16 protein-coding genes are annotated in these 21,249 nt (G+C 61.1%); 1 reads left to right on the top strand and 15 read right to left on the bottom strand.

Going from position 1 to position 21,249, the window contains the following annotated elements:
* Window positions 1-45: 45 nt before the first annotated feature.
* The 15 genes from ACNFIC_RS13510 to mtnA form a co-directional block, all read right to left on the bottom strand.
* Complete coding sequence (locus tag ACNFIC_RS13510) at window positions 46-1,137, bottom strand: DegT/DnrJ/EryC1/StrS family aminotransferase (protein ID WP_416781194.1); 1,092 nt, start codon at window positions 1,135-1,137, stop codon at window positions 46-48.
* Window positions 1,134-1,718 carry a UDP-2-acetamido-3-amino-2,3-dideoxy-D-glucuronate N-acetyltransferase gene (wbpD, locus tag ACNFIC_RS13505; protein WP_153786954.1) on the bottom strand — a complete coding sequence of 195 codons (585 nt, stop codon included), beginning with the start codon at window positions 1,716-1,718 and terminating at the stop codon, window positions 1,134-1,136. Before wbpD ends, ACNFIC_RS13510 begins: the two co-directional genes overlap by 4 nt.
* The gene (locus ACNFIC_RS13500; protein WP_416781193.1) at window positions 1,715-3,529 is read right to left on the bottom strand and encodes an acyltransferase family protein; all 1,815 of its coding nucleotides are present in this window, start codon (window positions 3,527-3,529) and stop codon (window positions 1,715-1,717) included. Before ACNFIC_RS13500 ends, wbpD begins: the two co-directional genes overlap by 4 nt.
* A 153-nt stretch (window positions 3,530-3,682) precedes the next feature.
* On the bottom strand, window positions 3,683-4,633 hold the full coding sequence (wbpB, locus tag ACNFIC_RS13495; RefSeq protein WP_416781192.1) for a UDP-N-acetyl-2-amino-2-deoxy-D-glucuronate oxidase: 951 nt from the start codon (window positions 4,631-4,633) through the stop codon (window positions 3,683-3,685).
* Between the two features lie 16 nt (window positions 4,634-4,649).
* Window positions 4,650-5,963 (bottom strand): UDP-N-acetyl-D-glucosamine 6-dehydrogenase, encoded by a 1,314-nt coding sequence (gene wbpA / locus ACNFIC_RS13490; protein ID WP_416781191.1) that lies wholly within the window; start codon window positions 5,961-5,963, stop codon window positions 4,650-4,652.
* A 174-nt stretch (window positions 5,964-6,137) separates the two neighbouring features.
* Window positions 6,138-7,565, bottom strand: a complete 1,428-nt coding sequence (locus ACNFIC_RS13485) for an MBL fold metallo-hydrolase RNA specificity domain-containing protein (RefSeq protein ID WP_416781190.1) — start codon at window positions 7,563-7,565, stop codon at window positions 6,138-6,140.
* A 104-nt stretch (window positions 7,566-7,669) separates the two neighbouring features.
* Complete coding sequence (locus tag ACNFIC_RS13480) at window positions 7,670-7,933, bottom strand: LapA family protein (protein ID WP_416781189.1); 264 nt, start codon at window positions 7,931-7,933, stop codon at window positions 7,670-7,672.
* 20 nt (window positions 7,934-7,953) lie between these two features.
* A complete protein-coding gene (gene ihfB, locus ACNFIC_RS13475; protein WP_138219527.1) occupies window positions 7,954-8,250 on the bottom strand; it encodes an integration host factor subunit beta in 297 nt (98 codons plus the stop codon).
* Between the two features lie 195 nt (window positions 8,251-8,445).
* Window positions 8,446-10,122 (bottom strand): 30S ribosomal protein S1, encoded by a 1,677-nt coding sequence (rpsA, locus tag ACNFIC_RS13470; protein ID WP_138219528.1) that lies wholly within the window; start codon window positions 10,120-10,122, stop codon window positions 8,446-8,448.
* 124 nt (window positions 10,123-10,246) lie between these two features.
* Window positions 10,247-10,933, bottom strand: a complete 687-nt coding sequence (cmk, locus tag ACNFIC_RS13465) for a (d)CMP kinase (RefSeq protein WP_138219529.1) — start codon at window positions 10,931-10,933, stop codon at window positions 10,247-10,249.
* Complete coding sequence (locus ACNFIC_RS13460) at window positions 10,930-13,170, bottom strand: bifunctional prephenate dehydrogenase/3-phosphoshikimate 1-carboxyvinyltransferase (protein ID WP_416781188.1); 2,241 nt, start codon at window positions 13,168-13,170, stop codon at window positions 10,930-10,932. Before ACNFIC_RS13460 ends, cmk begins: the two co-directional genes overlap by 4 nt.
* A gap of 83 nt (window positions 13,171-13,253) precedes the next feature.
* Complete coding sequence (gene pheA, locus ACNFIC_RS13455) at window positions 13,254-14,348, bottom strand: prephenate dehydratase (RefSeq protein WP_138219531.1); 1,095 nt, start codon at window positions 14,346-14,348, stop codon at window positions 13,254-13,256.
* On the bottom strand, window positions 14,348-15,433 hold the full coding sequence (gene serC, locus ACNFIC_RS13450) for a 3-phosphoserine/phosphohydroxythreonine transaminase (protein WP_171030945.1): 1,086 nt from the start codon (window positions 15,431-15,433) through the stop codon (window positions 14,348-14,350). Before serC ends, pheA begins: the two co-directional genes overlap by 1 nt.
* A 226-nt stretch (window positions 15,434-15,659) precedes the next feature.
* Complete coding sequence (gene gyrA / locus ACNFIC_RS13445) at window positions 15,660-18,449, bottom strand: DNA gyrase subunit A (protein WP_138219533.1); 2,790 nt, start codon at window positions 18,447-18,449, stop codon at window positions 15,660-15,662.
* A 260-nt stretch (window positions 18,450-18,709) separates the two neighbouring features.
* Window positions 18,710-19,786, bottom strand: coding sequence for an S-methyl-5-thioribose-1-phosphate isomerase (gene mtnA / locus ACNFIC_RS13440; RefSeq protein ID WP_138219534.1), 1,077 nt, complete (start codon window positions 19,784-19,786; stop codon window positions 18,710-18,712).
* Window positions 19,787-19,896: 110 nt separating this feature from the next.
* Between mtnA and ACNFIC_RS13435 the strand changes: the two genes are divergently transcribed.
* Window positions 19,897-21,222 (top strand): TRZ/ATZ family hydrolase, encoded by a 1,326-nt coding sequence (locus ACNFIC_RS13435; protein WP_416781374.1) that lies wholly within the window; start codon window positions 19,897-19,899, stop codon window positions 21,220-21,222.
* The last annotated feature ends 27 nt before the right edge of the window (window positions 21,223-21,249 follow it).

The raw sequence follows: 21,249 nt of genomic DNA, 5'->3' as shown, positions 1-21,249 counted from the left end.
ACGAGGATCTTGGAACCTTGGACTTTCACGGGGAGGTATACTCCTTTAAATACGGGTAGCGGCCGCCAGTGCAGCGCAGATGGCTTGCTGGTCGGTCTCGGTAAGATAGGGGTGCATCGGCAGGCTCATCACCTTGCGGGCGATCGCATCACCGACGGGAAGGCTGACCTGCTCGTCCTTGACCGCTGGCTGCTGATTGAGCGGGATCGGGTAATGCACGGCCGTTGGTATGCCGGCCTGCTTGAGCTGCTCCTGAACGCTGTCGCGGGCTTCGACCTGGACGGTGTACTGGGCCCATGCACAGGTATTGCCTTCGGCGATGAATGGCGCGGCAATCCCCTGCTGCTCGAGCAGCTGTGCATAGCGCTCGGCAACCTGCTGACGCTGTTGCAGCTCAGTTTCGAAAATTTCCAGCTTGGGCAACAGAATCGCCGCCTGCAGGGTGTCCAGACGGCTGTTCACACCAACACGAATGTGGTGATAACGACGATCCTGGCCATGCCGGGCGATCTGGCGCAGCACCTTGGCCAGTTCATCGTCATTGGTGAAGATTGCGCCGCCATCGCCGTAGCAGCCCAGGGGCTTGCTCGGGAAGAAGCTGGTACAGGCGACGGTGGTCAGGTTGCACGAACGCTTGCCATTGTAACTGGCACCAAAGCTCTGCGCCGCATCCTCGATGACCGGGATACCGTGCTTGGCGGCAATGGCATTGATCGCATCGTAGTCGGCGCACTGGCCATACAGAGAAACCGGGATGATCGCCTTGGTACGCGGCGTGATGGCCGCCTCCAGCTTCGCCGGGGCGAGGTTGTAGGTGCGTGGGTCGACATCCACGTAGATCGGCTTGGCGCCCAACAACGCAACGGTCTCTGCCGTCGCGATATAGGTGAAGCCTGGCGTGATGACTTCATCGCCTGGGCCGATGCCGAACGCCATCTGGACGATCTGCAAGGCATCGGTACCGTTGGCGCAGCTGATGCAGTGCTTGCTGCCGACGAACGCGGCCAGGCGCTCTTCCAGCTCGGCCACTTCAGGGCCGAGGATGTATTGGCCGTGTGACAGGACGCGCTGAATACCCGCGTCGATCTTGTCTTTGATGATGGCCTGCTGCGCCTTCAAATCGATGAACTCGATCATTGTTCGCTCTCCTTGGCGAGCACCTTGCCATTCAATACGTAGTTCGCGCCGCTATGCTCGCACACCGCGCGCCCCTGGCCTTCGAGGGGCAGTTCCAGCTGCTCGCCATACTCGCTCATCCAGCCGATCTGACGTGCCGGCACACCCACCATCAAGGCATAGGCCGGCACATCCTTGTTGATAACCGCACCAGCACCCACGAAGGCGTACTCGCCAATGGTCACACCACAGACGATGGTGCAGTTGGCACCCAACGTAGCCCCTTTGCGTACCAGCGTGTTGCGGTACTCGCTTTTGCGCTCAATCAGCGAACGCGGATTGTACACATTGGTGAACACCATGCTCGGCCCACAGAACACGCCCTCTTCGAGGGTGACGTTGTCATAGACCGAGACATTGTTCTGGACTTTGCAATGATCGCCGATCACCACCTTGTTGCCCACGAACACGTTCTGGCCCAAGGAAACGCCAGCACCGATCCTGGCGCCGCCGCAAACGTGTACGAAATGCCAGACGCGGGAATCCTTACCGATCTGCGCGCCTTCGTCCACAATGGCAGTGGCATGCTGATAATGGTTCATAGCTCAGAGCTCTTGTTCGCAATTAACTGTTTGAATACCTGCCTGAACTGGTCTGCCGCAATATGGCCGTACTCACGCGCGCCCAACTGATTGAGGTGGTGATTGTCCAGGTAAATCAAGGAACCGTTGTAATAAGGGGCCTGCTTGAACAGATCGGCATCGGACATGTCGATGAAGGTCACGCCCGGTATGCCTTTTGCAATTTTCCTGATCGTGGCGTTCGCCGAACGCCAACTGTCATTCTCCACCACCTGCACGGGCATCCCAAGTTCATGGATACGCCGCAGGCGCAGCGGGTTCGAAACAAACATCGGCACTTGGGCTAGCACGACAATTGCCTTGCCTTGCTGGCTGGCACGGCGCAGGAACACTTCGAATCCTTCAAGAAAAGCAGGGCTCTGCACCTGGAGTTGCCACATGCCAGCTATAACGACATTCTGCATGTTCGGCAGATCAGCCGCGACCACGCTCATCTGCGCCTTGCACCCTGGCTGAGCCCACACCGCCAGTCGCTCGACATCGAAGCCTGGGAATGGCACGCAGTTGCTCGAACTGATCAGGCGGTAGGCGGTGCCAAGCTCATTCCCCACTTCATCGAAGAAGAAGTTCAACTGGGCAGCATGGCTGTCGCCAATGACCAGGGCAGAAACCGGTGCATCCGCACGGCCTCGCTTGCATTCGCCCACCAACGTACCGTGGCAGATCTGCTCATCGGGTGCGTAGGTTGTCATCTCGACCGGCAAGGGTGCCAGGATGCGCTCGTTCAGCAACCTTGCACCCATCGCCGAAAGTACCAGCACGCCCAAGGCCAGCGCCCACTTTGGCAGTTGCCGACGAATGCGCCCGGATGCCCGGACCGGCAACTCGACAAACCGGTACGATAGCCAGGCGAGCGATAGCGTGGCCAACAGGAACACCGCAAGCCACGCACCTGACAACACGTACTCCCCGGTGTAGTAGCGGATGAAGGCCAGAACCGGCCAATGCCACAGATACAACGAGTAAGAAATACCACCGATCCACACCAAGGGTGCGCAAGCCAGCAGGCTATTGACTGGCCCTCGACGCGCCGCGATCAAAAGCCCCGCACCCAGGCAGGGCAGCATGGACCAGACGCCGGGGAAGTAGGAGCGGTCGACCAGCCAAAGGCTACTGCCCAGCACAAGCGCACCAAGCGCCCCGAGCGATGCTGCAACCGGCAATGACAGCTCCCGATCACGCAGCGCCAGCATGATCACAGCGCCGACCAGGAACTCGGGCACTCGCGCTAGCAGCGAGAAGTAAAGCGCGCCATCGGTATTGTCGCCGAGCACGCGAATGCCACTCCAGCCGAACAACGCCAGTGCTGCCACCACGAACACAGGCAACCGCCAGGCGCGGGGCAACAGGATGACTAACAGCGGGAAGAACAGATAGAACTGCATCTCGATGGCAAGCGACCAAGTATGCAGCAAGGGCAGTTCATGTGCCTGAGGCGCAAAGTAACTGCCAAAATCCGCGAAATAACGATTACTGGTAAACAGCAATGATGATTTCAGGCTTTTGAAGAACAGGGAGAAATCAGCGGGCAGGAAGAGAATCGCCGCCCCGACGCAGACAATCAGTAACATGGCCAGGTAAGCGGGCAGGATTCGCTTGATACGACTGGCATAGAATGCACCGAGTTCGACCTTTGCTCCGCGCTCAGTCAGCAACGCAGTGATGATGAAACCCGAAATGACGAAAAATACGTCAACACCGACGAAGCCGGCCTTCAACCAGGCTGCATTGGCGTGATAGACCAATACCGCCAGCACCGCGACCGCGCGCAAGCCCTGGATATCCAGTCTGATGCTGTTCTGCGAGCGCCCCGGGGAGCCGGCACCTGGGATTGTCGGTTTTGCGTTTAACACGTTGATTCACGGCCCTGTACAGGAATGTCTCTGGAATCGGGTGACCAATGCCAGCCACCCATCACTCATCGATCAGCGCAGCAGCGCGTGAACGAATGGATGACCTTCCTGATCCTCCGGCGCTTCAATCTTCGCCGAACGAATCGTGTTCACCGTTTCCACGCAATGCCTTGCATCTTCGATGCCATAGCCACGACCGGCAAGGATTTCCTGGTAGCTGGTGGTGTGCAGGTCGGTGAAACCCTCGGAGAACTCCATTTCCTCGCCATCGACGGTAATCGAGCGATAAGTCGGCTTCTTGCCCTTGACCGACTCAGGCAGATCACCCGCATCGATGGACAGGAACCAGCGCACCCGTGCCTTCTCATACTCCAGGTAACCGGCGGCCTTGTAATCATTAGCGAAGTGCACGACGTTGCGTTGCAGCTTGCCGAAGATGAAGTGCAGCATGTCGTAGAAATGCACGCCAATATTGGTAGCGACACCAAAGGATTTGCGCGGATCACCCTTCCAGCTCTCCATGTACCACTTGCCGCGCGAGGTGATGTAGGTCAGTTCGACCTCGTACTTGCCATCCCGATGCTCATTCGCAACTTTGCTCTTCAGATCGAGAATGGCTTGGTGGTGGCGCAACTGCAAGATGTTGTACACACGCTTGCCGGTTTCCTTTTCGACCTGGGCAAGCTCGTCAAGAATTTCCGGGGTTGGCACCAAAGGCTTCTCGCAGATCACATCGCAGCCAAGGCGCAGGCCCGCAGCGATATGGGCATGGTGCAGATAGTTGGGCGAGCAGACCGCGACATAGTCCAGGGCGGTGGCCGGGTCGCGCTTGATGCGGTAGGCATGCTCGGCAAAACGCTCGAACTCGGTGAAGAACTCACTTTGCGGCGACAGGCTATCGATGATGCCTACCGAGTCGTTGATGTCGTAGGCCGACACCAGCTCATTGCCGGTATCCTTGATGGCGCGCATGTGGCGTGGTGCGATGTAACCAGCGGCACCGATGAGGGCGAAACGTTTCAAAAGGGGCACTCCTGGATCAGGCCTTGATGATGTGGTCGGCCGGGGCGCGGTACTTGCCGCGGCTGTCGACGATCAGCTGCGCATGCTGCTTGATCAGTTCATAGTCGAACTTATCGTGATCGGTCGCGAGAATCACCGCATCGAACGCGGCCAGGCTCTGCGCGTTCAGCGCCACGCTGGACAGGTCGAAATGGTGCTCGCGCATTTTCGGGAAGACCGGCACGTGCGGGTCGCTGTAGGCAACCACACAGCCCTTAGCTTCAAGCAGTTCCATGATTTCCACCGACGGCGATTCGCGCATGTCGTCGACGTTCTTCTTGTAGGCGATACCCAGCACCAGGACCTTGCTGCCCTTGAGCGCCTTGGCCGACTCGTTCAGACCATCCATCAGCTTGCCGACCACATACTCCGGCATCGCCTGATTCACTTCACCGGACAATTCGATGAAACGCGTGTGCAAGCCGTACTCACGGGCCTTCCAGGTTAGGTAGAACGGGTCGATCGGGATGCAGTGCCCACCCAAGCCAGGGCCGGGATAGTAAGGGGTGAAGCCGAACGGCTTGGTGGCGGCGGCATCGACAACCTCGAAGATGTCGATCCCCATGCGATCGGCGACGACCTTCATCTCGTTGACCAGGCCGATGTTCACCGCGCGGTGGATGTTCTCCAGCAGCTTGGTCATCTCGGCAGCCTTGGTCGAGCTGACCTGCACCACACGATCGATGGCCTGCTCGTACAGCGCAACGCCCACTTCCAGGCACGCAGGGGTGTGACCACCTATCACCTTTGGAATAGTGCGGGTTTCGAAGTTGGGGTTGCCCGGGTCTTCGCGCTCTGGCGAGTAGACCAGGAAAATGCTTTCGCCTACCACTAGGCCGCCCTGCTCGACGCGTGGCAGCAGCTCTTCCTCGGTCGTACCTGGGTAGGTGGTGCTTTCCAGCGACACGACCTGCCCGGCACGCAGGTAGGGGCGGATCGCCTCGGTGGTGTTGATCACGAAGCTCATGTCCGGCTCGCGATACTTGTTCAAGGGGGTCGGCACGCACAGGATCAGTGCATCGCACTCGGCCACGCGCTGGAAATCGCACGTGGCTTCGAAGCCACTGCTGCGGGCTGAGGCAATCTGCGCAGCGGGAATGTGCTCGATGTAGCTCTCACCGGCATTCAGGCGTGCGGTCTTGGACGCGTCGATATCGATACCCAGCACCCGATAACCAATGGCGTTGTAGCGCAGCATCAACGGCAAGCCCACATAACCGAGGCCGACGATGCCGATCAACGCCTCCCGGCTCTTGAACCTGGCGATGGTTTCCTGCTTGGTAACCGACATACTGAGAACTCCCCTTGCATTACGCTTGAACGGCTCAAGCACCGATCGCGGGCGCATGCATGCGCGCCGAAATTTAAACGGCGTATTATGCCCTTACTGCGTCGCGAAGGCTTCTGAAAATTAGGGGCGCGACAGTCGGTACCACAACACACAACCCCATCAGCGCCCGAGCACTCAGGGAATCGCCACCTCGATCGGGTGAGCGAGGCGCGCATGGGTGGCTTTCAACGCCTCGGCCAATGCCCGTTTCGCCTCCTGCTCGCCATGCACCAACACCACTCGCCCCGCCGGCTCACGCCCACCTAGCGCAAAGCGCACCAACCCCGCCTGATCCGCATGCCCGGAATACCCACTCAACGTCATCACCTTGGCGCGAATGTCGTACATCTGCCCATCAAGATCGATCTGCACGAAGCCTTCTGCCCCCTCACTGGCCTGGATCACCGCGCCCGGCGTGCCCTTGGCCTGATAGCCCACGAAGATCACTTCATGCCGAGGGTCCCCCAGCATGGCCTTGAGGTAGTTGACGATACGCCCACCCGAGCACATGCCATTGCCAGCGATGACAATCGCCGGCCGCCCCGTACTCTTGAGATGATTCACCACCTGTTGATGCTGGGCATGACTGTCAATGGTGATGAGTTGACGGAACCCCAACGGTTCACGGCCCTGCAGCAAACGACCGCTGGCTTCGGCCCGCCAGTACTGGTGCAGCTCCCGATAGACAGCGGTGATGCGCCGCGCCAAGGGCGAATCGAGAATGACCGGCAACCGCGACCACTGGCGGAAGTTGCCTTCCACCCTACCACCAGGCTCGTTCAGCAGCGCCTTGCGGTGAAGGATGTCCTCCAGCTCATACAGCAACTCCTGGGTTCGCCCCAGGCTGAAGGCTGGAATAAGAATCGTGCCTTCATCGGCCAGCGCCCTGTCGATCGCCACTTCGAGCGCCTTGCGCCGCTCGCTGCGGTCTGGGTGCAAGCGGTCGCCGTAGGTGCTTTCGAGCACCAGCAGGTCAGCCCGCTCAGGTGGCGCCAATGGGCGCAGCAGTGGATTGTCGGGCGCCCCCAGATCCCCCGAGAAAACCACTCGCAGCGCCGCCTCACCTCGTCCGATCTCGCACTCTACATAGGCCGAACCGAGCAGGTGCCCCGCTCGCTGAAGGCGTATCGCGCAGCGCATATCAGGCCGCTCCACGACCACATGCCACTGATCGAAGGCCAGCGCAACGATACGCGCCTGTAAGAACTTCAGGTAGCGGGCGACATGCGAGGGCTCACGACTGATTTCGAGCTTGTAGGCGTCCTCGAGCACCAACGGCAGCAACTTGGCAGAAGGTTCGCTACAAAAGATTGGGCCACGAAAGCCAGCAGCAAAGAGCGCCGGAATGCGACCGACATGATCCAGATGCACATGAGTGACGATGAGCGCCTGGATACCCGCTACATCGAAGCCAAGCGCGCCCCAAGACTCTCCACGGGCATCCTGGCCCTGCTCCAACCCGCAATCAATCAGCAGGCTGGTGGAGTCATCGAGGTGCAGTTGGTGACAGGAGCCTGTGACACCACGGGTGCCACCATGATGAGAGATGGAGGGAAGTATCATTGCACAGCGTCCTTTGCGGCCCAGGGAAGAAGTGCGCCATTAAGTCACTTCACCCCTCTACGACAAAGACTGCGAACGCACCACCTCAGGTAGGAAATGTCTGCTTAGCGTCCAGCCAGCGCTTCACGGCGAGCACTCGCCCGGATATTGCGCTTACCGCGCATCAATCCATAAGCCCCGAGCAGCGGACCTACCGCCAGGCCTAGCACCAATGCGGCGATTACCAGCACCGCAACCGGCACCTCCGGCGCCGCCCAACCGAACAGTACCAGGGAGACTGCCTGCTGATTTTCCAGCACGAAAAACAACACGACCGCTGCCAATAGCAGCACGAACAGCGCCAGAATGGCACGCTTGAGGTTACGCATCAGTCTGTTCCTTTGCCGACTCAGGTGACTTCATGCTCTTCTTCATTGACCCGGTCACGCAATTCCTTGCCAGGCTTGAAGTGAGGCACATACTTGCCTTCGAGGCTGACCGACTGGCCGGTCTTGGGATTGCGCCCTACCCGTGGAGCACGGTAGTGCAGTGAAAAGCTGCCAAAGCCGCGGATCTCGATACGATCACCAGTGGCCAAGCATTGTGACATCTGCTCAAGCATGGTCTTGATGGCCAGTTCCACGTCCTTGGACGAGAGCAGCCCCTGATGGGTGACAATACGTTCGATCAGCTCCGACTTCGTCATATTTTTCCCTTCGTTATCAAGCAGCTAGATCATTGCTTAACCAGTTTGTAGCACGCTCGGGCAGATTTGAACAGGGCGCTTCTTGACTAAACAAAAAAATTCAAGATTGGCGCAGGCAAAAACCAGTGCGCTACCCGAAAAACACAAAAAAAAGGGTGGCCCGTAGGCCACCCTTTTTCACCGATCAAACAGAACTCAGTTCTGTTTGGCCATTGCTTCGCGCAGCAGCGCAGCCATGGTGGTATCGGCAGCCGCTTCCGGAGCGTTCTTCAGGCTCTGGATGGCTTCGCGCTCTTCAGCATCGTCCTTCGACTTGATGGACAGGCTGATGACGCGGGACTTGCGGTCGACGCTGATGATCTTAGCTTCGATCTCTTCGCCTTCCTTCAGCACGTTACGGGCGTCTTCAACGCGGTCACGGCTGATTTCGGAAGCTTTCAGAGTGGCTTCGATGTCGTCGGCCAGGGTCACGATAGCGCCCTTGGCGTCAACTTCCTTGACGATACCTTTGACGATAGCGCCCTTGTCGTTGACAGCAACGAAGTTGGAGAACGGATCGTCTTCCAGCTGCTTGATGCCCAGGGAGATGCGCTCGCGCTCCGGATCAACCGACAGGATGACGGTTTCCAGCTCGTCGCCCTTCTTGAAGCGACGCACGGCTTCTTCGCCAGCTTCGTTCCAGGAAATGTCGGACAGGTGAACCAGACCGTCGATGCCGCCGTCCAGGCCAATGAAGATACCGAAGTCAGTGATCGACTTGATGGTACCGGTGATCTTGTCACCCTTGTTGAACTGGCCGGAGAAGTCTTCCCATGGGTTCGATTTGCACTGCTTGATACCCAGGGAGATACGACGACGCTCTTCGTCGATGTCCAGAACCATGACTTCCACTTCGTCGCCAACCTGAACGACTTTCGACGGGTGGATGTTCTTGTTGGTCCAGTCCATTTCAGAAACGTGCACCAGACCTTCAACGCCTTCTTCCAGCTCAGCGAAGCAGCCGTAGTCGGTCAGGTTGGTGACGCGAGCAGTCACACGAGTGCTCTCTGGGTAACGGGCTTTGATAGCAACCCATGGGTCTTCACCCAGTTGCTTCAGACCCAGCGAAACGCGGTTGCGCTCGCGATCGTACTTCAGGACCTTGACGTCGATCTCGTCGCCAACGTTGACGATCTCGGACGGATGCTTGATACGCTTCCAGGCCATGTCGGTGATGTGCAGCAGACCATCGACGCCGCCCAGGTCAACGAATGCACCGTAGTCGGTGAGGTTCTTGACGATACCTTTGACCTGTTGGCCTTCCTGCAGCGATTCCAGCAGAGCTTCGCGCTCGGCGCTGTTTTCGGCTTCCAGGACGCTGCGACGGGAAACGACAACGTTGTTGCGCTTCTGGTCCAGCTTGATGACCTTGAATTCCAGCTCTTTGCCTTCCAGGTGGGTGGTGTCGCGCACGGGGCGGACATCAACCAGGGAGCCCGGCAGGAACGCACGGATGCCGTTAACGTCGACAGTGAAGCCGCCTTTAACCTTACCGTTGATAACGCCCTTGACCACTTCTTCAGCAGCGAAAGCAGCTTCCAGAACAATCCAGCACTCGGCGCGCTTGGCTTTTTCACGGGACAGCTTGGTTTCGCCAAAGCCGTCTTCGACCGCGTCCAGCGCAACGTGAACTTCGTCACCGACCTTGATGGTCAGCTCGCCAGCTTCGTTGATGAACTGCTCGAGCGGGATGACGCCCTCGGACTTCAGGCCAGCGTGAACGGTAACCCAGTCGCCGTCGATGTCGACGACGATACCGGTGATGATGGCACCCGGCTGAAGATTGAGGGTTTTCAGGCTTTCTTCAAAGAGTTCTGCAAAGCTTTCGCTCATTTTAATTCCTGTAGATTCGGGCGAAACAAACGCCCATCGCCACACTCCAGACAATGTGGGTTTCGTTTAAGTAAAGAAAAGCCGGCAGGACGATGACTGGTGCCCCTGCCCGCTCTCCTCTCCATCAGAGGAGGTCGCGCAATGCGAGCTCGCTTCTGATGCGTTGCAGCACCTGCTCAATGGACAACTCCGTGGAATCCAGCTGAATGGCATCGGCCGCCGGCTTTAGCGGGGCCACTGCACGCTGGGTATCACGCTCATCGCGCGCACGGATCTCATCTAGCAGACTTGACAGACTAACATCTTCGCCCTTGCCCTTCAACTGCAGGTAGCGGCGGCGGGCGCGCTCCTCGGCACTGGCGGTCAGGAACACCTTGAGCGGTGCATCGGGGAACACCACAGTGCCCATGTCGCGACCGTCGGCAATCAACCCCGGTGCCTCACGAAATGCGCGTTGACGCTGCAGCAATGCTTCGCGCACCGCTGGCAGCGAGGCGACCATCGAGGCTCCCGCGCCGACCGTCTCAGTGCGGATCACGTTGCTGACATCCTCACCTTCGAGAATGATCTGCTGCAACTTGCCCGGCTCAGCGGCGATGAACTGCACATCCAGATGGGCCGCCAACGCCTTGAGCAACTCTTCGTTGGTCAAGTCGACGCCGTGATTGCTGGCATTGAACGCCAGCAAGCGGTAGAGCGCGCCGGAATCGAGCAACTTCCAGCCCAGCTCGCGGGCCAGCAAGCCCGCGACGGTGCCCTTGCCCGAACCGCTCGGCCCGTCGATGGTGATAACCGGCGCCAAGAGGTTCACGAGTTGGCCTCTTCTGCGACGCGAATGCCCACTTCCTTGCACAGCGCCAGGAAGTTGGGGAACGAGGTGGCGACGTTGGCACAGTCATGGATCGTGATCGGCGCACTGGCACGCAGCGACGCGATACTGAAGGCCATGGCGATACGGTGATCGCCGTGACCGTGCACTTCACCGCCACCGATCTGGCCGCCATCGATGATGATGCCGTCTGGGGTCGGTTCGCATTTGACGCCCAAGGCAATCAGCCCATCGGCCATCACCTGGATACGATCGGACTCCTTCACGCGCAGCTCCTCAGCGCCACGCAACACGGTACGCCCTTCGGCGCAGGCCGCAGCAACGAACAGCACCGGGAATTCATCGATGGCCAACGGTACGAGGTGCTCAGGGATCTCGATGCCCTTGAGCTTCGCCCCGCGCACCCGCAGATCAGCCACCGGCTCACCGCCAACTTCACGTTGGTTTTCCAGGGTGATGTCACCGCCCATCAGGCGCAGGATATCGATCACACCGGTACGGGTCGGGTTGATACCAACATGCTCCAGCACCAGCTCCGAGCCTTCGGCGATGGACGCGGCCACCAGGAAGAAGGCTGCCGAGGAAATGTCAGCCGGCACTTCGATACGCGTAGCGGTCAGCTTGCCGCCCGCCTGCAGCGAGGCGACCGGGCCATTGGACGACACCGAATAACCAAAGCCGCGCAGCATGCGCTCGGTGTGGTCACGGGTAGGCGCAGGCTCGGTGACGGTAGTAGTGCCTTCGGCGTACAAGCCAGCCAGCAGCAGGCAGGATTTGACCTGGGCACTGGCCATCGGCAGCGTGTAGTCGAGGGCTTTGAGCGTGCGCCCGCCACGAATGGTCAGCGGCGGACGCCCCTCAGGACCGGTTTCGACCACCGCCCCCATCTCGCGCAGTGGGTTGGCGACACGGTTCATCGGACGCTTGGACAGCGAAGCGTCGCCGGTCATGGTGACGTCGAACGGCTGCGCGGCCAGCAAGCCGGACAGCAGGCGCATCGAGGTGCCCGAGTTGCCCAGGTAGATCGGACCGGGCGGCGGCTTCAGGCCATGCAGCCCGACACCGTGAATGGTGACGCGGCCGTGATGCGGGCCTTCGATGACCACACCCATGTCGCGAAACGCTTGCAGCGTGGCGAGGGCATCTTCACCCTCGAGGAAACCTTCGACCTCGGTGGTGCCTTCGGCCAGCGAGCCGAGCATGATCGAGCGGTGGGAAATCGACTTGTCACCCGGTACGCGAATCCGTCCGGATACGCGGCCACCAGGTTGGGCCAGGAAAATCAGGTCGTTGGCGTTCATAGCGTCCACATAGGCCCGACGGGCCAGGATTTTACTGAAATGCTCGCGGGCAACCCGAGCGCGGGTGAACACACCCAGCAGTTGGTGCCCGTCCCCAGCATCGACCGCGTCGCGCAAGGCGTCGAGGTCGCTGCGAAATGTGTCAAGAGTGCGCAGGACCGCTTCCCGGTTGGCGAGGAAGATGTCATGCCACATGATCGGGTCACTGCCGGCGATTCTTGTGAAATCGCGAAAGCCTCCCGCAGCGTACCGGAAGATGTCCAGGTTTTCATTGCGCTTGGCCAGCGAGTCGACCAGACCGAACGCCAGCAGATGTGGCAGATGGCTGGTGGCCGCCAGGACTTCGTCATGACGCTCCACCGGCATGTGCTCGACATCAGCATCCAGCGCACGCCACAGTCGGTCGACCAGCGCCAGTGCAGCCGGGTCGGTATCGGGCAGCGGCGTGAGAATAACCTTATGCCGACGGAACAAGGCAGCATTGGAAGCCTCCACCCCGCTCTGCTCGGAGCCGGCGATGGGATGACCAGGCACGAAGCGCGCCAGGCGCTCGGCAAAGGCCTCGCGAGCGGCACGTACCACGTTGCCCTTGGCACTGCCAACATCGGTGATAACCGCCGCCCCCAGATCGAGCTGCGCCAGTCGCGCCAGAACCTTCTCCATGGCCAGGATTGGCACCGCCAGCTGGATCACGTCGGCACCGACGCAGGCCGCCGCCAGGTCTTCCTCGCAGCGATCTACCACGCCCAGCACCACGGCCTGACGGCGCGACTCGGCATCCAGGTCGACCCCGACCACCTCACGGCACAGGCCGCTTTCACGCAGCCCCTTGGCGAAGGAGCCACCGATCAGGCCAAGGCCTACCACCACGAGCCGGCCGACGAGCGGCGCGGGATTGTTTGTTACAGCATTAACCACGAGTGCGAACCCTGTTCATGAATCCAGACAGTCTGTTGCCCTCTGCGTGGGCCGAGGCGACCCCGCAGAGGGCGCGCAAAGCCTTAGAGCACCGCCTTCGGATAGGACCCGAGCACCTTCAGTGCCACGGCTTCCTGACTGATCTTCTCCAGCACCGCCTTGATCAGCGGATCACGGTGATGACCGACGAAGTCGATGAAGAACACGTAGGTCCACTTGCCACTGCGCGACGGACGGGTCTCGATACGCGTCAGGTCAATGCCATTCTCGTGGAACGGTACCAACAGTTCATGCAGCGCGCCCGGCTTGTTGCTCATCGAGACGATGATCGAGGTCTTGTCGTCGCCCGTCGGCGGCACTTCCTGGCTGCCAATCATCAGGAAGCGCGTAGAGTTGTCCGGGCGGTCTTCGATCTTCTCGGCCAGACGCGTCAACCCGTAAAGGTTTGCCGCCATGTCGCCCGCGATCGCCGCAGAGTTCCACTCGCCCTTGACCCGCTTGGCGGCTTCAGCGTTGCTGGATACCGCCACGCGCTCGACATTCGGGTAGTGAGCATCCAGCCACTTGCGGCACTGGGCCAACGATTGGGCGTGGGAATAGATACGCGTGATGCTGTCGGTCTTGGTGCTCTCGCCCACCAGAAGATGGTGGTGAATACGCAGCTCCACCTCGCCGCAAATGACCATGTCGTGCTCGAGGAAGCTGTCCAGCGTGTGACTGACCGCGCCCTCGGTGGAGTTTTCCACCGGCACCACACCGAAGTTCACGGCACCGGCCGCCACTTCGCGGAACACTTCGTCGATGGCCGCCATTGGACGACTGACCACGGCGTGGCCAAAGTGCTTCATGGCCGCTGCCTGGGTGAACGTGCCCTCAGGGCCGAGATAGGCGACTTTGAGCGGTTCTTCCAAGGCCAGGCACGAAGACATGATCTCGCGGAACAAGCGCGCCATCTCTTCGTTACCCAACGGCCCGCGATTGCGCTCCATCACGCGCTTGAGCACGGCGGCTTCGCGCTCGGGACGGTAGAACACCGGCTTCTCACCTTCAGCCAGCGAGGCAGTCTTGACCTTGGCCACCTCCTGGGCGCAACGGGCACGCTCACTGATCAGCTCGAGAATCTTCTCGTCGAGACTGTCGATGCGCACCCGCAGGGCCTTGAGCTCCTGATCGGACATCAGCCGTGCTCCTTCTCGAATTCAGCCATATAGGCCACCAGCGCCTCGACCGCTTCCAGGCCCAGGGCGTTGTAGATCGAGGCACGCATGCCACCGACCGACCGATGCCCCTTAAGATTGAGCAGGCCACGGGCATCGGCACCGGCCAGGAAAGCCTTGTCCAGACGCTCGTCAGCCAAACGGAAGGGTACGTTCATCCACGAACGGGCGTTATGGCTGATCGGGTTGGTATAGAAGTCGCTGGCATCAATGTAGCCGTACAAGCGGTCTTTCTTGGCGCGGTTGCGCTGCTCCATGGCCGCGACGCCGCCTTGCTCCTTGAGCCACTCGAACACCAGGCCCGAGAGATACCAGGAGTAGGTGGCCGGCGTGTTGTACATCGAGCCGTTGTCGGCAGACACCTTGTAGTCGAGCATGGTCGGGCAGCTACTGCGAGCCCGCCCCAGCAGGTCCTCGCGCACGATCACCACCACCAGGCCGCTCGGACCGATATTTTTCTGCGCACCGGCGTAGATCAGGCCGTACTGCGACACATCGATCGGGCGGGAGAGAATGTCGGAGGACATGTCCACCACCAGCGGCACATCACCCGTCTCAGGCACCCAGTCGAACTGCAAGCCACCGATGGTCTCGTTGGACGCATAGTGGACGTATGCAGCGTTCTTGGTCAGGTTCCACTCATTCTGGCCAGGGATGGCCAGGTAGTCGAAGGGCTTGGCGCTAGCGGCAACATTGACGTTACCGAAGCGGCGCGCCTCTTCGATGGCCTTCTTCGACCAGATACCGGTTTCGACGTAGTCGGCGGTAGCGTTTTCCGGCAGCAGGTTCAGCGGAATCTCGGCGAACTGCTGGCTGGCACCACCCTGCAGGAACAGGATCTTGTAGTTGGAGGGGACGGACAGCAGATCGCGCAGATCCTGCTCGGCCTTTTCGGCGATGGCAACGTAGTCATCGCTGCGATGGCTCATTTCCATCACCGACAAGCCCTTGCCACGCCAGTCCAGCATTTCGGCCTGGGCACGCTGCAGGACAGCGTCAGGAAGCGCGGCAGGGCCTGCGCAGAAGTTAAAGGCTCGTTTGCTCACATCCACTCTCGCTCTGCCAAATAGAACAAATCGTAAATCTGTAGGCCACGCCACCCCTGTAGAAGCGGCCTGGTGCCGCGAAGGGCTGCATAGCAGCACCACTGAAACCTGGGGCCGCTTCGCGCCCCTTTCGCGGCACCAGGCCGCTCCTACAGGTTCAGCGTTGCCTGCCGTAATCAGTCAAACGGGGCGACCTTGGTCGCCCCGCTCGGGTTGTAGCACTTGCTTACTCTTGCGGCGCCTCTTCAGCGCCGGCGCTGTCGTCATCTGCCACGTCCAGCACGTCGGCGGCGATGGCGGTAGCGACGTCAACGATGACATCATCGATGTCGCCGAGATCATCGACATCGTCCTCGGAGGGCTCCTGAACGCGCTCCAGACCAACCAGCGTCTCGTCGGCAGCCAGTTTGATCAGCGTCACGCCTTGGGTATTACGCCCCAGGCTGGACACTTCACCCACCCGCGTGCGCACCAGCGTGCCTTGGTCGGAAATCAGCATGATCTCCTCGCCTTCCTGCACCTGGATCGCGCCAATCAACAGGCCGTTGCGCCCCTTGGTGCCCATCGCGATGACGCCCTGGCCACCACGACCACGACGTGGGAATTTCGACAGCGGCGTGCGCTTGCCGAAGCCACGCTCCGAAGCGGTGAGGATCTGCGCGCCGGACTCAGGAATCAGCATCGAGATGATGCGCTGACCTTTGCCCAGCTTCATGCCGCGCACGCCACGGGCGTTACGGCCCATCTCGCGCACCACGCTCTCAGCGAAGCGGATCACCTTGCCGGCGTCGGAGAACATCATGACTTCCTTGGCGCCGTCGGTAATGGCCGCAGCGATCAGGGTGTCACCTTCCTTGAGCTTGAGGGCGATCAGGCCATTGGAGCGCGGACGGGCGAACTGCACCAGCGGGGTCTTCTTGACCGTACCGGAAGCGGTGGCCATGAAGATGTAGGCTCCGGTCGGCTCGGCGGCCCACTCAGCGGTATCGCCGTCTTCCTCGTCGACTTCCTCGGCTTCGATCACCTCGCCTTCGAGCACGGCGTCTTCGACCTCATCCAGATCCTCGTCGGCACCTGCGCTCTGCTGCAGGGCCTCCAGATCGATCTGCAGCATCGCCGTGATGCGCTCGCCCTCTTCAAGCGGCAGCAGGTTGACCATTGGGCGACCGCGCGCGGCACGGGACGCCTCAGGAATATCGTAGGTCTTGAGCCAGTAGACCTTGCCCTTGCTGGAGAACAGCAGCAACGTGGCATGGCTGTTGGCGACCAGCAGGTGCTCGATGTAGTCCTCGTCCTTGACGCCAGTGGCCGACTTGCCCTTGCCACCGCGGCGCTGGGCCTGATAGGCCGTCAGCGGCTGGGTTTTCGCGTAGCCGCCATGGGAAATGGTCACCACGCGCTCTTCTTCGGGGATCATGTCGCCGTAGTTGAGGTCGTGGCGGGCATCGAGGATTTCGGTGCGACGCGCATCGCCATATTCGGCGCGAATCGCTTCGAGTTCTTCGCGAATCACTTCCATCAGGCGCTGGGCGCTGCTGAGGATGCGGATCAGCTCACCGATCTGCTCGAGGATCTCTTGGTACTCGGCCAGCAGCTTCTCGTGTTCCAGACCAGTCAGGCGGTGCAGACGCAGATCCAGGATCGCCTGGGCCTGTTCTGGTGACAGGTAGTACTTGCCCTCACGCAGGCCATATTGCTCCGGCAGGTCTTGCGGACGGCAGGAGTCGGCACCGGCGCGCTCGACCATCAGTTGCACGGCACTGGATTCCCAGGCGGTGCTGATCAGCGCTTCCTTGGCCTCGGATGGCGTCGGCGAGGCCTTGATCAGGGCGATGACCGGGTCGATGTTGGACAGCGCGACCGCCTGGCCTTCGAGGATGTGGCCACGCTCGCGGGCTTTGCGCAGCTCGAACACGGTACGGCGGGTCACCACTTCACGGCGGTGACGAACGAACGCTTCGAGCAGGTCCTTGAGATTGAGCAAGCGCGGACGACCGTCGATCAGGGCGACGATGTTGATGCCGAACACGCTTTGCAGCTGGGTCTGCTGATAGAGGTTGTTGAGCACCACCTCCGGCACCTCGCCGCGACGCAGCTCGATGACGATACGCATACCGTCCTTGTCGGACTCGTCGCGCAGCTCGGTGATGCCTTCGATCTTCTTCTCTTTGACCAGTTCGGCGATCTTCTCGATCAAGCGTGCCTTGTTCAACTGGTAAGGCAGCTCGGTGACGACGATCTGCTGGCGACCACCGACCTTGTCGATGTCTTCGATTTCCGAACGGGCACGCATGTAGATGCGCCCACGGCCAGTGCGGTAGGCCTCGATGATGCCCTGGCGACCGTTGATCAAGCCGGCAGTGGGGAAGTCAGGGCCCGGGATGAACTGCATCAGTTCATCGACCGTGATGTCAGAATTGTCGATCAGCGCCAGGCAGCCATCGATCACTTCGCCCAGGTTGTGCGGCGGAATGTTGGTGGCCATGCCCACGGCGATACCACTGGAGCCGTTGACCAGCAGGTTGGGGATCTTGGTCGGCATGACCGCCGGGATCTGTTCGGTGCCATCGTAGTTGGGCACCCAGTCGACGGTTTCCTTGTGCAGGTCGGCCAGCAGCTCGTGGGCCAGCTTGGCCATGCGCACTTCGGTGTAACGCATCGCGGCGGCGTTGTCGCCGTCCACCGAGCCGAAGTTGCCCTGACCGTCGACCAGCAGGTAACGCAGCGAGAACGGCTGCGCCATACGCACGATGGTGTCGTACACAGCCGTGTCGCCGTGCGGGTGATACTTACCGATCACGTCACCGACCACACGGGCGGATTTCTTGTACGGTTTGTTCCAGTCGTTGCCCAGTTCGCTCATCGCGTACAGCACGCGGCGATGCACGGGCTTCAAGCCGTCACGTGCATCGGGCAGCGCTCGCCCGACAATCACGCTCATCGCGTAGTCGAGGTAAGACTGTCTCAGTTCGTCTTCGATATTGACCGGGAGGATTTCTTTGGCCAGTTCGCCCATGAGAAGCCTGATTCCTTTTTCTGGTGAAACTTCGCCTGATCCCTCGAAGGACGAACGAAGCTCGCCGCCGCAGCGTTAGTAAGGTGCGACGACATACGACAAATCAATGAGTTGTGCCATGGATCTGCGCAATGAAGACCGCGCGCCTGGGCGGCCTTGGAAACTGCCGGATGTTACCACAAAGGCTGGGCGCATGGGAGATATGGCAAGGGGCCGCACCAGCGGCTGACCCCATCCCCCTGCAACCTTTCACAGGCCCGTCAATGCAGGCGCTTGCGACACACCAACTGAGCGATTTTCGCCGCATCTGGCCGCTCGACCACGCCTTTTTCGGTGACGATCACATCGATCAGGTCAGCAGGAGTCACGTCCACCACCGGGTTGTAGGCGTCTACATCGGCCGTCACCTGGATACCTTCCACCTCCAACAGCTCTTCCACGCCACGCACTTCCAGCGGAATGTCTTCACCGGTGGCCAGATTAAGATCGATGCTGGTGCTCGGCGCCACCACCATGAAGCGCAGGCCGTGGTGCATCGCCGCCACGGCCATCTGGTAAGTACCGATTTTCGCCGCCACATCGCCATTGGCCGCGATGCAGTCGGCCCCCACCACCACCCAGGTAATGCCTTTGGTCTTCATCAGATGCCCGGCGGCAGCATCAACCACCAGCGTCACCGGCAGACCATCCAGGGCCAGCTCCCAGGCCGTCAGGCGCGAGCCCTGCAACCAAGGGCGCGACTCGCAGACATATACCTGCCCGACCATCCCCTCCAGCGCCGCGGCGCGAATCACGCCCAACGCAGTCCCAAAGCCGCCAGAGCCCAGCGCCCCTGCGTTACCGTGGGTGAGCAAGGTCTGCTCGCTGCCTTGGTGGCGGCGGATCTGTTCAAGGCCGAATTCGGCCATGGTCAGATTGGCCTCGCGGTCGCTGTCATGGATGGCGATAGCTTCAGCTTCCAGCGCCGCCAGGGCATCTTCACCCGCACGCAGGCGTTGCAGGCGCTCGCGCATGCGATTGAGCGCCCAGAACAGATTGGCCGGCGTAGGCCGGGTTTCGGCCAGCAGCATGAAGTCTTCCTCCAGCGCTTGCTCCCAGTCATCGCCTTCGGCCAGTCGCTCGCGCAGGGCCAGCACCAACCCATAAGCGGCGCAGATACCAATCGCCGACGCGCCGCGTACGGCCATATCGCCAATCGCCTCGGCCACTTGCACCACATCGACGCAGGTCAGCCAGTGCTGCTCGAGCGGCAACAGACGCTGATCGAGCAGGTGCAAGGCGCCATCGCGCCACTGGATGCCCGTCACCGTTTCTGCCGCCAAAAGTTGCTCGCGCATCGCCACTCCCCGCCAACCGACCATGAAAAGCCGGCGATTATAGCGACCCCCAGCCACAGGCGCTCGGGTATACTGCGCGTTTAACCGAACGATCCAGGTAGATGCCACGCATGCCCACCAACACGCCCCCTCTCGACCTGCTACTGGTGCCGCAATGGCTGGTGCCCGTCGAGCCGGCAGGCGTTGTGCTCAAAGGCCACGCACTGGGCGTACGTGACGGCCTGATCGCCTGGCTTGGCCCTCGTGAACGGGCCCCTCAGGCACAACAGGTGCGCGAGCTGCCGCACTGCCTGTTGAGCCCAGGGCTGGTCAACGCCCACGGCCACGCCGCCATGACCCTGTTCCGCGGCCTGGCCGACGACCTGCCGTTGATGACCTGGCTCAAGGAGCACATCTGGCCGGCCGAGGGCCGCTGGGTGAGCGAGGCTTTTGTGCGCGATGGCACCGACCTGGCCATCGCCGAGCAACTCAAAGGTGGCATCACCTGCTTCGCCGACATGTACTTCTTCCCACGCCAGGCCTGCGAGCGCGTGCACGCCAGTGGCATACGCGCGCAAATCGCCGCGCCACTGCTGGACTTCCCCATCCCCGGCGCCGCCACCGCACCAGAAGCCCTGCACCAGGCCATCGAGCTGTTCGGCGAACTGCGCGACCACCCGCGCATCCGCATGGCCCTGGGCCCGCACGCCCCATACACCCTCGGCGACGCCACCCTGGAGCAGATCCGCGTGGTCGCCGACCAGCTGGATGCCCCCGTGCACATGCACATCCACGAGACCGCCGATGAAGTCGAGCAGGCGCTCAAGGACAACGGCGAGCGCCCTCTGGCGCGGCTCGCCCGCCTGGGCTTGCTCGGGCCCAACCTGCAGGCGGTGCACATGACCCAGGTCAGCGACGAGGACCTGGCGCTGCTGGTAGAAAGCAACACCAGCGTGGTCCACTGCCCCGAATCCAACCTCAAGCTGGCCAGCGGCTTCTGCCCGGTGGAGCGGCTTTGGCAGGCCGGGGTCAACGTCGCCATCGGCACCGACGGCGCTGCCAGCAACAACGACCTCGACCTGCTTGGCGAAACCCGCACCGCCGCCTTGCTGGCCAAGGCAGTGGCTGGCTCGGCCACAGCGCTGGATGCCCACCGAGCCCTGCGCATGGCCACCCTCAATGGCGCACGCGCGCTGGGGCTGGAGACGCTTACCGGATCGCTGGAGCTGGGCAAGGCGGCAGACATCACCGCCTTCGATCTGTCGGGCTTGCTGCAACAACCGGTGCACGACCCGGTCTCGCAACTGATCTACGCCACCGGCCGTGACTGCGTGAAAGACGTTTGGGTCGCAGGCCAGCCATTGCTGCTGGACCGCCGCCTGACACGCATGGACGAACACGCGCTGAGCGCCAACGCTCGCGCCTGGGGCGCTCGCATTGGCGGGCGCGACGAATGATCGGCCGGCAGCTGCGGCTGTCGCCCT

Source organism: Pseudomonas sp. NY15463 (assembly GCF_048068415.1).
Classification (GTDB): domain Bacteria; phylum Pseudomonadota; class Gammaproteobacteria; order Pseudomonadales; family Pseudomonadaceae; genus Aquipseudomonas; species Aquipseudomonas mosselii_C.
This window is presented reverse-complemented; position numbering and strand designations above follow the sequence as displayed.